13 protein-coding genes and 1 tRNA gene are annotated in these 14,857 nt (G+C 63.7%); 6 read left to right on the forward strand and 8 right to left on the reverse strand.

Annotation, left to right across the window (positions count from 1 at the left end):
- Position 1: 1 nt before the first annotated feature.
- Genes ACSKT0_RS18140 through ACSKT0_RS18150 form a run of 3 tightly spaced genes read left to right on the forward strand, consistent with a single transcriptional unit; the run spans position 2 to position 4,381 of the window.
- Positions 2 to 2,113, forward strand: coding sequence for a glycosyltransferase (locus ACSKT0_RS18140; RefSeq protein ID WP_437770988.1), 2,112 nt, complete (start codon positions 2 to 4; stop codon positions 2,111 to 2,113).
- Complete coding sequence (locus tag ACSKT0_RS18145; protein ID WP_437770989.1) at positions 2,113 to 4,008, forward strand: hypothetical protein; 1,896 nt, start codon at positions 2,113 to 2,115, stop codon at positions 4,006 to 4,008. The genes ACSKT0_RS18140 and ACSKT0_RS18145 overlap by 1 nt, the downstream gene beginning before the upstream one ends.
- Complete coding sequence (locus tag ACSKT0_RS18150; protein WP_437770990.1) at positions 3,998 to 4,381, forward strand: hypothetical protein; 384 nt, start codon at positions 3,998 to 4,000, stop codon at positions 4,379 to 4,381. The genes ACSKT0_RS18145 and ACSKT0_RS18150 overlap by 11 nt, the downstream gene beginning before the upstream one ends.
- 19 nt (positions 4,382 to 4,400) lie before the next feature.
- On the opposite strand, the gene ACSKT0_RS18155 is transcribed toward ACSKT0_RS18150, so the two are convergent.
- Positions 4,401 to 5,375 carry a glycoside hydrolase family 16 protein gene (locus ACSKT0_RS18155; protein ID WP_437770991.1) on the reverse strand — a complete coding sequence of 325 codons (975 nt, stop codon included), beginning with the start codon at positions 5,373 to 5,375 and terminating at the stop codon, positions 4,401 to 4,403.
- Between the two features lie 299 nt (positions 5,376 to 5,674).
- Between ACSKT0_RS18155 and ACSKT0_RS18160 the strand changes: the two genes are divergently transcribed.
- Both ACSKT0_RS18160 and ACSKT0_RS18165 read left to right on the forward strand, forming a co-directional pair.
- The gene (locus ACSKT0_RS18160; protein ID WP_437770992.1) at positions 5,675 to 6,856 is read left to right on the forward strand and encodes an alkaline phosphatase family protein; all 1,182 of its coding nucleotides are present in this window, start codon (positions 5,675 to 5,677) and stop codon (positions 6,854 to 6,856) included.
- A gap of 207 nt (positions 6,857 to 7,063) precedes the next feature.
- Entirely contained in the window at positions 7,064 to 8,626 is a 1,563-nt protein-coding gene (locus ACSKT0_RS18165; RefSeq protein ID WP_437770993.1) for an LGFP repeat-containing protein, read from the forward strand.
- 7 nt (positions 8,627 to 8,633) lie between these two features.
- Here ACSKT0_RS18165 and ACSKT0_RS18170 read toward each other — a convergent pair whose 3' ends face one another.
- Positions 8,634 to 9,761 carry an App1 family protein gene (locus ACSKT0_RS18170; RefSeq protein WP_437770994.1) on the reverse strand — a complete coding sequence of 376 codons (1,128 nt, stop codon included), beginning with the start codon at positions 9,759 to 9,761 and terminating at the stop codon, positions 8,634 to 8,636.
- A 43-nt stretch (positions 9,762 to 9,804) separates the two neighbouring features.
- Positions 9,805 to 10,704, reverse strand: coding sequence for an aminoglycoside phosphotransferase family protein (locus ACSKT0_RS18175; RefSeq protein ID WP_437770995.1), 900 nt, complete (start codon positions 10,702 to 10,704; stop codon positions 9,805 to 9,807).
- Between the two features lie 167 nt (positions 10,705 to 10,871).
- On the opposite strand from ACSKT0_RS18175, the gene ACSKT0_RS18180 reads away from it, so the two are divergent.
- The gene (locus tag ACSKT0_RS18180) at positions 10,872 to 11,312 is read left to right on the forward strand and encodes a VOC family protein (protein ID WP_437770996.1); all 441 of its coding nucleotides are present in this window, start codon (positions 10,872 to 10,874) and stop codon (positions 11,310 to 11,312) included.
- Positions 11,313 to 11,357: 45 nt separating this feature from the next.
- Here the strand turns inward: ACSKT0_RS18180 and ACSKT0_RS18185 are convergent.
- The 5 genes from ACSKT0_RS18185 to galU all read right to left on the reverse strand — a co-directional run bounded on the left by ACSKT0_RS18185 (position 11,358) and on the right by galU (position 14,831).
- Positions 11,358 to 11,430: transfer RNA gene (locus ACSKT0_RS18185), tRNA-Ala, on the reverse strand.
- Positions 11,431 to 11,461: 31 nt separating this feature from the next.
- On the reverse strand, positions 11,462 to 12,223 hold the full coding sequence (locus tag ACSKT0_RS18190) for an SDR family oxidoreductase (RefSeq protein WP_437770997.1): 762 nt from the start codon (positions 12,221 to 12,223) through the stop codon (positions 11,462 to 11,464).
- Between the two features lie 42 nt (positions 12,224 to 12,265).
- Entirely contained in the window at positions 12,266 to 12,991 is a 726-nt protein-coding gene (locus tag ACSKT0_RS18195) for a hypothetical protein (RefSeq protein WP_437770998.1), read from the reverse strand.
- Between the two features lie 307 nt (positions 12,992 to 13,298).
- The gene (locus ACSKT0_RS18200; RefSeq protein WP_437770999.1) at positions 13,299 to 13,919 is read right to left on the reverse strand and encodes a GNAT family N-acetyltransferase; all 621 of its coding nucleotides are present in this window, start codon (positions 13,917 to 13,919) and stop codon (positions 13,299 to 13,301) included.
- 6 nt (positions 13,920 to 13,925) lie between these two features.
- Positions 13,926 to 14,831 (reverse strand): UTP--glucose-1-phosphate uridylyltransferase GalU, encoded by a 906-nt coding sequence (gene galU / locus ACSKT0_RS18205; RefSeq protein ID WP_345448580.1) that lies wholly within the window; start codon positions 14,829 to 14,831, stop codon positions 13,926 to 13,928.
- Between the last annotated feature and the right edge of the window lie 26 nt (positions 14,832 to 14,857).

A 14,857-nucleotide genomic window follows, 5' to 3' on the forward strand; every position in this document is an offset into this window, starting at 1 on the left:
CGTGTCTGTCGTGATCCCGGCCCGCAACGCTGCCAACTGGCTCGGCGAATGCCTGAAGTCTGTCTTTGACCAGAACCCCCGCGAGGTGATCGTCATCGACGGATGTTCAAATGACTCCACCGTGCAGATCGCCCGCTCCTACGGGGCGCGGGTCATCTCCGACAAGGGGCGAGGACTTCCGGCAGCGCGGATGCTCGGGGCCAGGGCCGCGCACGCCGATCTTGTCGCGCTCATCGATGCCGACGTCGTCGTACCAGCAGGCGTCCTGGCAAACCTGGTGGAAGAGTTCAAAGCGGGCGGCTTCGATGGCTTGCAGTTTGGACTTGTGAGCGAGCCCGACGGCGCAGGCTATTGGGGGGCCGCCCTTGCCTGGCACCATAACCACAGCAGAGTCCGCTCATGGTTTGGTGTCAGTGCCACGCTCATGCGCCGTAGCGTTCTGCTCGAGGCCGGGTTCGATGAAAGCTTCCGCTCGGGCGAGGACATCGAGCTCAGGATCCGGCTTGAGGACGGTGGATACCGCATCGGCGTCTCCCCTACGACTTTCGTAAGGCACCGGTTCGCTGACTCCTTCGGGTACGCCCGCGACCAGTGGCTGCAGGACGGGGCAGGCTTGGCACGCACAATGTGCAAGCACCCTGGCCGGGCCTGGTGGCTGGTGCTGCTGCCTTTGCTCGCAACGGCGCGAGGCGTCCTTCTTTCCTTGGCCACAGCCCCCCGGTACCTGCCCTACTGGGCGGGCTTCCTCGTATACAACTACGGGGCCTTTGGCAGCACTTTACTGCGCCTTCCCAAGCAAGGACTGTCCCTCGGCGGGAACGCCGTGTGGCTGGCCGCAGCCCGCATCACGCCAATGGCGGCCGGGCTCGTATTCTGGGCGCTTGCCGCGCTCATGATTCCTCCCGATCGCCTGGGATTGGCCTCTGCGGTGGTCTCCGCAACGATGCTGACGGTACAGCTGGGAATGCTGGGGGTCGGCCCAGCGACGCTGACCTTGTTGCCTGCCCAGTCAGATCAAGGCCGGAACCTGATACCGGCGAGCGTCGCGGCGGTGAGCTTTTCGTCACTTCTCACGGGCGCGGGATTAGTCGTTGTGACCTATTTCCTGGGATCCGGCGTCGGCACCGCCTGGAAGGATCCTGTCATGAGTGCAGGCTTTTTCGCGGCTGCGCTCCTCGCCTCGGTCGCGTACCAGCTCGATCACATTGCAGTCGCGCAGGCCCGGGCAGATCGTGCATTGACGCGCAGCCTGATCCAGGCCGTCTGCCAGCTTGTTACCTTGGCGGCTTGCCTGTTTGCGGGTTACCGCGCTCCAGCCGCAATCGTCGTCGCCGTAGCCATGGGTGCCTTGGCGAGCGTACTCCTGGGCCTGCACCAGCTTAGACGCACCGAAACGACTCCGGACTGGACACAGCTCAGTTGGCGTGAGGCGGCGAAAGTCTGGGGCCCGGGACTCCGTCAGCATGCGCTGATGCTGGCCGACCGCGCACCCGGATACGTCCTTCCACTCGTTGTGGCAGCAGCATTGAACACGTCAGCAGCCGCGGCCTGGTACCTCGTCTGGATGCTTGCGTCAGCGATCTTCTTTGTGCCGCAATCAGCTGGCTACTCGCTTCAGACCGCTATCGCCGCTGACACGTCCGATAGCCGGTTCTCCTCGCGTGCGGGCTTGATTCGGCGGGCCTTGAAGATGAGTCTCCTCCTCACCGCCCTCGCCGGGGTTCTGCTGCTCGCCGCCGGCTCGCTGCTCCTGCCCCTGTTGGGATCCGGCTACGCATCGGCGTGGGTGCTGCTGCCTGTCCTCGTCCCGGCCCTTATGCTCACCTGCGTCACTCAGGTCTATTACGGCGTGTGCCGTTCCGCCGGACGTTTGGCCGAGTCGACCGTGGTCGCGATTGCGGCGTTCGTGGTCTCAGTGGCGCCGGCCCCGGCGGTCGCCCAGCGCTACGGGCTCGTCGGAGTTTCCGTGCTTTGGCTGGCCTCCCAACTGGCCACGTCGGTGGTCGCAGCCGCGCGGCTGCATCGCTTCTCGCAGGAGCATCGCCTTGCGCCGGCCAAACACAAAGTCGAACGCACATCCGGGTCACGGGCACATGGAGTGCCGGCTCCGTGATGGCCGTACAAACCCCGTGGCGAGTCTCCACTGCGCGATTGCACCGATCCGACGTCGGGGTGGTCCCTTTCCGCACGAGCGACAGGAAACACCTGCACCAAGCCCAGCATCGGGCCGACCGGGGTGACCCGCGGGTTATGGGCGCTCTCGCGGTCATGGCGGCGACCGCTCTGATCCTGGGAGTTTGGGCGCTCAAAACGGTCAACGTAAAGGACATCGGCAGCGCCGGCCTGATCCAGGTCCTGCCCGTCGCCTATTTTTTTGCCCTGGGCCTAAGCCTGGCCGGTTTCGTCGGTTCCCTGCGTCTGAAGGTTCTTCGCCCGTGGTTGCTCGTCATTCAGCTCCTGGTATTGATCGTCATTCTGCACGGGGCGGACCCGATCATTCACGGTTTGCCCCGCCTGGAAGCCAGCTACCGCCACTTGGGCATCACCGATTACATCACCCAGTCCGGAGGCCTGGACCGGAAGCTGGACGCATATTTCAACTGGCCCGGGTTTTTCGGGTTATTGGCGATGCTCTCGAACACCACAGGAGTCCACGATCTGACCTGGGCTGCTACGTGGGCGCCGGTCGGCGTCAACCTCCTGCTCATGCCCGCCCTGCTGGCGCTGGCCCTGCGCCTCACCTCCAGCCGAAGGCAAGCGTGGGCGGGCGTATGGATGTTCTACCTTGCCAGCTGGGTGGGGCAGGATTACCTCTCCCCACAAGCCTGCGCCTTGCTGCTGCTGCTGACCCTGATTGCCTGTGTCCTGACAGTATTCCCCGGGTGGCCGTGGAAGCCGGGGAATAAACTCGCCAGCCGGCTGAAGAATCTGGTGCGCCGGCTCGAACCCGGGAAACCGGCGCCGATACCGGCCGAGCTGTCACGGTCAGCCTTCATCATATTGGCCGTGGTGTGTGCGGTGCTGTTGGCCGGAATGACGGTCGCCCATCAACTCACACCTTTCGCCGCGATTCCTATCCTGGCCCTGCTCGCCCTGAGCGGAAGGTGCCGGCTGCGGTTCCTGCCGGTTCTGGCGCTGCTGTTTCCGGTCTGCTGGCTGGTCCTGGCCGCCACGCCTTTCCTCATTGGCCACCTGCACACCCTCTTCGGATCCATAGGCAACATCAACGCCGCGGCTTCTGCCTCATTGCTCAACAGGGTGGGCGGTAACCCTGCCCATCAGTTCATTGTCTACTCCCGACTTGCGGAGGGAGCCTTGGTCTGGGGCCTCGCGGGGCTGGGTAGCCTCCGGGGACGACGCCTGGGGACGCGCTGGCTGGCCGCTGCAATGGGGACGGTGGCACCTTTCGTCATGTTCCCGCTCCAGTCGTACGGCGGTGAGCTGTTGCTCCGGATATACCTATTCAGCCTGCCCTTCGCCGCGAGCCTCGTTGTGCTTCCGTTGCTTCCCGCTGGTCCCAGTCCTCCCGGCTTGCGCCAGCTGGCAGCGCTCCTCATGCTAGGTTCCGTTATCGCCGCGGGCACAGTCACCACCAGGTACGGCAATGACGCAATTGAGAATTTCACTCCCGACGAAATCGCCCTGGTTAACCAGCTTTATGCCACCGCGCCCCATGGTTCGGTCCTCATCGAGGCGGTTCACGACACGGCGTGGCGGTATGAGCAATACGCCGGATACCGGTACCAGACCGTCCTCCAAGCGGAGCCGGCACGCCCTGGCGACCCGCAGCCCGGCTGCGCATCGATAACCCAACTCGTCCCCTCCGCGGGCGCCTATTTGATAGTCACTGCAAGCCAGGTCACCGCAGCCGACCTTCTCAACACGGGGCCGAGCGAAGGCCTGCCGCACTTCATCGACAGGTGCGCCGTCCAAGGAGGGTGGACTGTGGAGTACCGCAACGCAGGCGGAGTCATCTACCACCTGCAAGGAGCACCGAATGGCATCTGAGGAAAGAACCGTCGGCATGATCGGCGCCATCGTGGCCGCCATTGCGCTGGCTTCGATTCCCCTGTCCTTTACAGGCCCGGAGGCTCTACGCCTTGCCGTCATAGGACCGTTCCTTCTCTCTGGCCCGGGAACAGCGCTCATCCTGTTCCTAAAACCCGCCCGGCTCCGAAAAGGAACCGGATTCGAGGTGCTCCCGTTGGCCGTCGCGATAGCGGTATGCTTTAGCGTTGCCTCGGCAATCCTGCTCTCGACGGCGATGCTTTACTCCGGTTTCTGGCATCCATCGGTGGCTGTGTCCCTCCTGGCCGTGCTCACTCTCGTCCTCCTCGCAGCCGTAGACCGACGGTCCCGGCGAAGAGAAGCGGCGCGGTAACGAGTCGCGGGCAATGCACCTATGCTTTCGCCCAAATTGCCACCCAGGCCACCTGCAGGTGCCCGGCTGTTGCGGGTGCGGGGCAGCCGGTCAGGCAGGATTCGGTCTGGAGGATGTAATGCATCGGCTTGTCGGGGATGCCCACAGTGCTGACACCGATCGAGACACCATCGAGGAAGAACTCAACGCGCCCTGGCGTCCATTCGGTCGTCGCGGTATGCCAGGACGTGAACCGCGCGCCCGACTGGATATTGCGGGAAATGTCCTTGTCCGACCCGGCCTGGTGGACGGCGCCGTAAAAGGACTTGGACAGATCACCCTCGGGGTAGTCGATCTCTCCGTCACGCGGCCACACTCCGCTATCGGGCCACAGCAGCCATGCCGTCTTGAACCCCTGCAATGCCTCGGACCTGAACCGTACCGAATACCGCCCGTACAACAGACTGTCGTACGGGCGCCCGTTGGCCGGATTGAGTTTCGGCGACGGTGCCGCCCCCATCGAGACACCCTTCTCGGTGTGCAGGTACATGTCGAGCATCCCGTCCTTGACGCTGAGCACCTTCGATGGGTAGTACCCCGACCTGCCGCCGCTTTGCTGACCGGCCGTGTCCGGTGTGCCGTCAGCGTAGTTGACACTCCATTTTGCGCTGTGCGCCGCACCGGGGAAACTCCCGACCGGGACGTCCCCCTCGCTGAAGTCTTCGCTGAATACCCGCCGCCATCCGGGCAAATCACCCACGGGCATCGGTCCCGTCGCCTCGGACTGCCCTGTGCCCGCCCCCACTGTCGCAGTTCCCGCCGTCGAAAATCCCGCCGTCGGAGTTCCGGTCGGCGGGGTTCCAGCCGTCCTGCTTGCCTCAGGAGACTGTTGTCCCTTCGACGCGTCGACGCATCCGGAGGAGGCCAGCACCAAGGAAGCCACGAGCGTGATCGTCATAGCCGCGCGCAGGGCAGTCTTGAAACTCTTGCCGTTTCGCCGTTCCTCCACGTGCATGGGAGCCAGTGTGGCGGCAAACAGGCACCGAAACAAGGCCCGGCCCATTCCTCCATCGTCCAGGCCCGGAGCCGCTGCATCTACGGCCCCGGCTGCGAATTCACAGCTAACCCGAAGCCGGGAACCATAGCCCTGGTGAACTTAGTGTGCAAAAGTGTCCGCACCGGAACGCTTCCGCGATACCTGCTACCGCCAAAACGAGGCGTGATCCTTCGGCGCAGACCTGCCGCCATGCTGGCCAGGGCCTCTGCCCGAGGTCGGCGGGAATTTTGAGGAGTAAGGATCAGATGAAACCGAGAATGAAATCCGGCAGGAAGGTCCCGCGCCAGGACGGTCCGCAATACCGCCTTCCCCGGACTCGGCGCGTCGTCATGGCAGCTGCGCTCTTGGTGATCAGCACGGCTTGCCAAGGTCCCTCGGGTGGCGGAACACCGGTTCCTGATCCCACCACGATCACCGGTTCCTCCGCGTCCCCGACGTCCGCCTCGCCTCCCGGCAGTCCCGTACCATCGGCTGCAGCCGGGAAAGTCGGGCACATCTTCGTGATCAATCTGGAAAACCAGAGCTACAACAAGACCTGGGGCCCGGGTTCGGCAGCCCCCTACCTCTCCCAAACCCTGCGCAGTCAGGGCGTCCTCCTGACCCAGTACTACGGGGTCGCCCATCATTCCAACCCCAACTATCTGGCCCAGATCTCGGGGCAGGCATCCAACCCGATGACGCGCAACGACTGCACGACCTACGCTCCGTTCATCCAAACCGGAACCGCCGACCCGGGACAAGTGCTCGGATCGGGCTGCGTCTACCCAGCTTCAGTCCCGACTCTCGCCGGGCAACTTAGCGGCGCCGGGAAAACCTGGAAGGGATACATGGAAGATATGGGAACGCCGTGCCGCCACCCGAACCCGGGTGCAAAGGACGACTCCCAGAACGCCAAAATCAATGACCAGTACGCCACGCGCCACAATCCCTTCGTCTATTTCACCAGCATCACTTCCCTCCCTGGCTGCCAAGACAACGTAGTGGACTACTCCAACCTCGCGAGGGACCTGCAGTCCGCCGCCACCACTCCGAACCTTGCTTACATCAGCCCCAACCTTTGCAACGACGGCCACGACAGCCCCTGCGTCGATGGACAACCCGGCGGACTGGCGACCGCAGACACTTGGCTCAAGGAACAAGTCCCAGCAATCCTCAACTCACCGGCGTATCGGCAGGACGGCCTGCTCGTCATCACCTTCGACGAGGCGGACGGTAACGCAACCGGCCCCTCCGGTCTGCCAGGCGGAACAGCTGGCGGCCTTATCGGTGCCCTTGTGCTCTCCCCGTTCACCAGTGCGGGCACCAGCAGCTCAAAGATGTACAACCACTACAGCCTGCTCGCCACGATGGAGGACATCTTCTCCCTCCCCCGCTTGGGCTATGCGGGGGCCCCGGGGCTGCCCAGCTTCGGTCCGGACGTCCTCAGCGTGCACCCCTGAGCTTGCGGAGGCCAACCGGTCATGCCTCCACTCCACCGCCGTCATCACCCGCCCCGGGGATTTGGTAACGCTCCTGTAACCGCCCCCATGGTGCCATAGGTTCTCGACCGCGTTGCCGGGTGCCTGGGCCACGAGCCTCCGCACTTACCGGCAGCTTTTCGGCACCACGGTGGTGGCGGACGTTGACCGAAGTGGGAGGACAGATCAGTGAAACGACTGCTTAGCTTGAGCTTCATCAGCGCACTTGCTGTGCCCGTAATGGCACTGGCCTTTGCGTCCGGTCCGGCAAGCGCAGCCGCCCCGCCGCCGACCACTTGTTCAGCCGGAGTTCCAGCTCCCACGAACACTTATCCTGGAACAACGGTTGTGGCCAACAACTTCGAATCCGGAACCCTTGACGGCTTCACGATCAATACCGGAACAACTGGAACGGCCACCATCGACAACTCACAGGCCCACTCCGGATCATGTTCGGCCCACCTGCATGTGACCACCGACCCCGGTTCCCTGGCCAACTTGGTGACCACGCTCCCTGCAAATTCCAATGACGTTTATGCGGACGCCTGGTTCAATATCACCACCGCGGGCGTCGCCGGAAACGACGTCCCCTACTTCCGGTTCTTCTTCGACACCACAAGGTTCGTGGACATCTACCGCTACAACAGCAACGGCCAAATTTGGCTCCGGGTAACGTCCTCGACGGGCTTTACTTACACCAAGCTGGTGTCGGGCTCCATTGCGCTGAATGCGTGGCGGCATGTCGGAATGCATGTCATAGCAAACGGCGCCGCGTCCACGGTTGAAGTCTGGGTTGACGGAACATCAATCTTTTCAAGCAACCAAGTCAATACGACAGCAACCACAGTGTCGGCGCTCCAGCTCGGCGCTGAGCATCTGACGCAAATGGGAGACGAGTACATCGACGATCTCGTCATCAAGGTTGGAGGAACGTCTGGAGGGACACCGGGCGCGGACGCCATCGCAGCAGCAGCCGCGGTTCCTCCGGGCGCCGGTACGGCCACCGGAGCGGTTGTGTGCGGGCTCACCGCCGGCGGGTGCTATCAGTACTACACGGGAGGCGTGATCCATTGGACGGCGACCACCGGCGCCTTCATCACCAAGGGCGCCATCGACGCCGCTTGGGCCGCTCAAAACTGGGAGAACGGCCCTCTCGGATACCCCACCAGCAATGAAATCGGCGGCCTCACCAACGGAGGCGTCTACCAGACCTTCCAGCACGGTGCCATCCACTGGTCACCGGCCACCGGCGCCCACATCACCAGCGGCGCCGTCGACGCCGCCTGGGCCGCTCAAAACTGGGAGAACGGCCCTCTCGGATACCCCACCAGCAATGAAATCGGCGGCCTCACCAACGGAGGCGTCTACCAGACCTTCCAGCACGGTGTCATCCACTGGTCACCGGCCACCGGCGCCCACATCACCAGGGCCGCCATCGACGCCGCCTGGGCCGGACTTAATTGGGAGAACGGCATCCTCGGATACCCCACCAGCGATGAAATCACCGGGCTCAAGAACGGTGGCGTGTACCAGAACTTCCAGTTTGGTGTCATCTACTGGTCTGCCGGTTCAGGGGCCCATTCCAACGCCGGCGCTATCCGCGCAGCCTACGCATCCCAGGGCTGGGAGAACGGCCGCCTTGGCTACCCGACGACCAATGAGTTCGCGTTCGGCACCGGTGTGGCGCAGGACTACCAAGGCGGACGAATCACCTGGTCCGGCGCGGCTGGCACAGCTATCAGCTACCGGTAGGGCAGACTCAGCCCACCGCGGCGGACCGGACGCTGCGCCGGATGATGCCCAACTGCTCCAGCTGGGCCGACATCCCTGCACCGTCCGGAGAATAGATCCAAGGGATCCCCGGCGTGGGTTGAGCTGCGGACTTCGACCGCCCGCCAGCGAGTACCGCTTCGCTGGCGGAGAGCTGGCGGATCGCGATAGCGCTGACGTTCTGCGGATGGCGTTGGGCGAACTCTGCGTAGATGGCCTCGTCGTGCTGTCCGTCGTCGCCAACCAGCAGCCATTTGATGCCCGGGAACTCCGCCGCGAGACGTTCCAGAGAGGTCCGCTTGTGCTCCTGGCCGCTGCGGAACCAGCGGTCCGGGGTGGGACCCCAGTCGGTCAGGAGCTTGGGACCGGCGGGATACAAATTTCGGGACAGGAAGCGCGACAGCGTCGGAGCGACGTTCCAAGCGCCCGTCGACAGGTACACGACCGGGGCCGAGGGCACCGTCCTTACGATGCGCTCGTACAGCACAGCCATGCCCGGCGTCGGGGTCCTCGCGTGCTCATCGAGTACGAACGTGTTCCAAGCAGCTAGGAATGGACGAGGCAGCGCCGTGACCATCACGGTGTCGTCGATGTCGGAGACGACGCCGAAGTCTGTGTTGTCCGCGATGATTTGCACCGGGGCTTCCACGATCCTGGATCCGCCGGATTCAATGGTGAGTGTATGCCAGCCGGCGTCGAGGGCTACGGGGATACGCGCGTCGACGACGCCACCGCGGTCGGCTTCGACATCATGGACAGTGCCGGCGATGGTCACGCGCACGGCAGCGTGTGCCACGGGCGCACTCGTGAAATTGCGCCAGCCGCGCATGCCATCCTTCAGCGGTTTGAGCGCACCTGCCTGAGGACCGCTCCCCGTGTCCCGCGGTTCACTGCGGACAATGCGCGCCAACACCCGGACCCAGGAAGTGGTGCCGTAACCGGTGTAAGGGATGACCGTCTCCACCCGACCGCGCCGGATCGCGAGACGGGTCTGGAACCTGAGCCAACCGTCGTCGAGCCTCAGGGCGAGGTGGCGGCGCGCGCCGCTCGGCGGCGTCGGGCTCCCGCCGTCAACGCTGTCGGACAGAGCGCGCGGCTTGATAGGGACGGGACACATGCGTCCAGTCTGACATGGCAGAAGATGACCGGCGGCATCCGTTCTACAACCCCAAGAGCGGATCCGTGAGCAGCCGATCAAGTGTGCTCCGTCCAAGTGCGCTCATTGTGGGGTTCGACTCGGCGTAGTACCAGACGAGCCCGATCGCTTGTTCGTAGGCCCAGGCGGCACCCCGCCTCCACTCCAGGTCCCCGATCCCGAGATTGGTGCGGACAATATCCCGCTGGCCGAAGTCGAGCATGTGCCACGCGGCAACGAGGTCGAGCGCGGGATCGGCAGGACCGAAGCCACCGGTGTCGAGGACACCCGCGAGGCGACCGTCCCTGAGGATCACATTTCCGGGAATGAGATCCTTGTGGGACATCACATCGTCGCCGTGACGAGGCAGCGATCTGAGCGATGCCCAGGCCCGGCGGAGCCGATCCACCGGCAAGAGTCCATCGCTCTGTTGCAGGCACTGCGCGATCCACCCATCGTGCGCGGCCAACTCCCCGCCGCGGCCTTCGCCGGAGAATGAGCGACCCATTGTGTCCGCCCGGCGAAGGCTCGCGATGAGCGCCGCAAGGTCCACCGCGAAGGCTAACGACGACGCGACCGAGCCCGGGGTCGCGATCTCGCCGTCGATCCACGTTTGGACAGACCAGGGTAACGGGTACTCTCCGCTTGGCTCACCAATCGCAACAGGCAAAGGGGACGGCACGGTGCTCACTGCGGCGAACTCGCGCATTGCAGCGTGTTCCGCGACAAGGACTTCGCGGACTTCGCGAGCGTCACCGCCTTGTATTGGGAACCTGGCGGCGCACCCCGTTCCCACCCGGTATAGGTAATTGACCGTTCCGGCACTCTCGACCGCGGTTACTTCCGGTTCTGAGACCGAAGGAAACAGGCCCCGCACCAGGCGCACGGCTTCAACCCGGCCTAGGCTGAGCTGGTTCTCATGCATGGTCACTCCCCAAGCGTACGCACGGGCCGTACCAGCCAGCCGGCAGGATTGCTGGGCACGCCGCCTGGCTGCCGTCGGGACGATGTCTTTCTCCCGACGTGAATCCGCCGTAAAGTCCCCGGTAGGCTCCGACTGGGCCGTGAAACGAACACTTGGAGGCTTTTCCCATGTCCCGAATCATGCGGTTCGACCACGTCGGTGTCACCGTTCAGGACCTCGACCAGGTAGCGGCGTTCTTCGTTGGACTGGGGCTCGAGGTCGAGGGCCGGACCTTCGTGGAGGGCGAATTCATCGACACGGTCATAGCGATCCCTGATTCCCGCACGGAGATCGTCATGTTGCGGACACCTGACGGAGGAACAGGGGTTGAGCTATCCAGCTTCGTCAGGCCGGACCCCGAGCCGGGATCGCCTGCCGCCATGGCCAACGAACTTGGGCTGCGCAGCCTGTCCTTCGAAGTCGATGATCTTCAGGCCCACGTCGACCGGCTTGCCGCCGAGGGATACGGGTTGGTCGGCGGTATCGGCCAGTACGAAGGAGCCTGGCGCATGGCGTACGTGCGAGGTCCAGAGGGAATCATTGTGTCCCTTGCTGAGCGGATGACCTAAGGCTCCTCCACCCCTACGTTTCCGCAGGTGGGAGGGCCTTCACTGTGGAGCTAAGGAGATTCGAACTCCTGACCTCTTCGATGCGAACGAAGCGCTCTACCAACTGAGCTATAGCCCCTAGTCAACCGTGCGTTGCCAGTGTCCCTAGGCTACAAACTATCTTCGCGCTTTGCCAACCAAGACTCGAACGTGTCTGTTCCCGTCCGCTGGCTTGGCACCAAATTCAGTCCGCTCCGAAGATATTTGCCCATCGCTCCTGGCAACGGCACCTCCACGATCCGCCCATGTCCGGTAGTTTTTCGCCAGATCTCAGCGAGTTCACGCATGGTCCGGATGTCCGGTCCGCCGATGGTTCGTGTCCGGTGCCGCTCTGTTGAGGGCTCCCCCACGGCTTCGGCAAGCAACTCGAACGCCACATCCGCCGGCGAAATCGTTTGAAAGCGTGCGCCTTTGAAGACCGGGATGAGGCGGACTTTCGCCCCGGCCTGGAAAACCGCCGTCACGAGGCTGTGGAACTGGGTGGCCCGCACAACAACCGTCTCAAGCGCCGAATTGGCGTAGACACGTTCTTTGTCTGCTTTGGAGACGTAAAACGCCGCGTTGCTCTGCTCGCAGTTGATGATGGAGAGAAGAACCGCCTTGCGCACGCCGGCACCGGCGGCCGCGGCGAGCAGGCGCGCGCCGCCGTCGGCGAAATTCTTGCGGGCCTTCCCGAACTGCCCTTCCAAGCAATCGATCACGACGTCGGCCCCGTGCAGGGCTTCCGGCAGCCCGGCGCCTGTGGTGACGTCAGCCTGAAAGTAGCGGGCGCCGTCGTAATGGACCGATGACGTGCCCGACGGCGGGCGGCGGCTCAGCACCGTCACGCCTAGTCCGGCGTCGAGCGCCAAACGGACGACTTCACGCCCCACCTGTCCGGTGCCACCTGCGACGCAGACACTAGTCAAGGGAGGCTATGCCCGGCGGCGCTGCAAAACGTCGTCGAGGTTGCTGAGCGCGCTCTGAGGCTTGCCGTGCTGCGCTTGGACCGACGGGGCCGCGGACGGCGCGCTGGCCGGCTTCAACGTCGGCTTGCCGAGTGGCTTGGGAGCTTCAGGCAAGTCGAGGGGTTCTGGTGCCGGCCGGGGTGCCTTGGCTGCATCGACGTATGTTGGTTTGGGAACGTCCACCGGCTGCCATTCGGATTCCTTGGATTCCGCCGTAAACCGGACTGTGTTGTCGCCGGCGGCGACGGCAACGTTGAGGGCAGCCTGACGAAGTTCGACGGCGGTCAGGCGGGTCGCTTCCCGGGCATGGGCTTCGGCGTCGAAGATCTTGGTAGCCGGGCGGTCCGAGGCCGGACGACCTACGCGGTGGCTCTCAACCGCGGGACCCATTGCGTTGCGGAATGCCCTGTTCATCTTCGCCCTGCGGTCCCTGATGGCCAGCCGCCGAAGCAGGAAGACGGTCCCGACCACGCCGACGATGGATACCAATGGCACCCAGCCCGAAACGAGGCCAAGAATGCGCAGCACGCCGGAAACGGCTGCCGTGAGTAACAGGAGGAGACCGGCGAGAGCAAGGGCGCAGCGCCCGTATCTGACTTTGAAGACCGCTGCATCCGATGCAGCATCACGCCGTTCGCCGGCGCCAGCCGATACCTCGGGCAATGCGGTTGCGGTGCTCTGCATGGTTTCCATTGCTTTCTCCTGCCGAGGGGTGATTGACAGAACCACCCCGGCTTGCAGTTCATGAGCGTCGTCGTCGATCACATCTGCTGGGATGTCACCGGCCAGTTGGACGTGGTTGTGACGATTCCGCAGTATGTATGGCGCAACCCAAACAATCCACAGCGCGACAGCAATGACCAATATCACCGAGCTGCTGAGAGGGAAGTCCACAATCAAAACCGTAGAAGCAAATACGCGGAGGCCACCGCATTGCCCACGGTGTGTCGCCGGAGAGTCGGCAAATCAATGGATTTACAGACTCGTACACCCCAGCGGACTAGTTGGCCCCGCGTCTCAGCCAAGCAGCCAGCAAACCCCCAGGGACCTCCTCCGAGGTCAATGCAAAGCTTTGATGGTCAGCCCATTCGCCGTTGATGTGAAGGAAACGCTCACGGCGGCCCTCGTCACGGAAACCCAGCTTCTCAACGACCCGCAGGCTCGGCCCGTTCTCGGGCCGGATGTTGATCTCCATCCGGTGAAGGCCAAGGGCCTCAAAGCAATGATCGGTCGCCATGGCAACCGCTGTGGGCGCTATTCCGCGACCGGCCCGGGCCTGGTCGACCCAATAGCCAAGGGTTGCCGTCATCGCCGATCCCCACATAATCGAAGAGACCGTCAGCTGCCCGACGATCCTGGGCTCCGGGAACCCTGGAATCCGCTCCGTGATCACAAACGGAAGGGCGCTGGCCTGCCGAGCCTGCGCGTTAAGGGAAGCCACCATCTGCCGGTAGTTCGGCAGGCGACCGCCAGGGGCCGGGTTGGAGGCTTCCCAAGGCGCCAGCCACTCACTATTGCGTGAGCGGACCTCGGTCCACTCCTTCTTGTCCCGGAAATGAATGGGACGCAAGATGAGGTCGCCGCTCTCCAGCGTCACCGGCCAAATGGCCGACCCCCACACTGGCAGCTACTTGCTGAGGCCGGCGGTAAAGCCAGGCAACCACTCACGCAGGCCAGGCCCGAGGTCTTCACTGTCGCACGCAAGCTGGACGCAGGCTTTGAGGTAGCTGAGCTTATCCCCGGTATCGTACCGACGGCCGCGGAAGACCACTCCGTAGACGCCGCTACCTTCGCCGTCTCCCGCAGCGAGTACTTGAAGCGCATCCGTCAGCTGGATCTCTCCCCCACGGCCCGGTTCGGTTTTCTCGAGAACGTCGAAAACCGAGGGGTGGAGCACGTAGCGCCCGATCACGGCCAAGTTGGACGGAGCTTCATCAACAGCAGGCTTTTCCACAAGTTGCTTGATGCGGACGTAGCCGTCCTCGCCGATATCTTCAATGTCCGCGCAACCGTAGGCGCTGATCTGGGAGGGCTCGACCTCGATGAGGGCCACAACGGAGCCACCGGTTTTGTGCTGGACCTCGATCATGTCGCTCAGGAGTGTGTCCCGGGCGTCGATAAGGTCGTCACCGAGAAGAACGGCAAAAGGTTCGTACCCGACGTGCTGCTTTGCACGCAACACTGCGTGTCCCAGCCCCTTGGGGTCGCCCTGGCGGACGTAGTGGATGTCGCCGAGGTTACTGGTAGCCTGCACCGAGTCCAGCTTGGTGGTGTCACCCTTGGCCTCGAGGGTCGCTTCCAAAGCCGGTACCCGGTCGAAGTGATCCTCCAACGCACGTTTGTTGCGGCCTGTGATCATGAGGACGTCGTTGAGTCCCACGCTCACGGCTTCTTCAACGACATATTGGATGGCCGGCTTGTCGACTACCGGGAGCATCTCTTTGGGCATGGCTTTGGTAGCAGGCAGGAACCTGGTGCCGAGTCCGGCAACGGGGATAACGGCCTTGCGGACGGTGCAGTTGTTGGAAGTCACCGGACTAATCTAACGGAAGGAGCTGG

The sequence above is a fragment of the Arthrobacter sp. KNU40 genome (assembly GCF_051515115.1).
Taxonomy (GTDB): domain Bacteria; phylum Actinomycetota; class Actinomycetes; order Actinomycetales; family Micrococcaceae; genus Arthrobacter.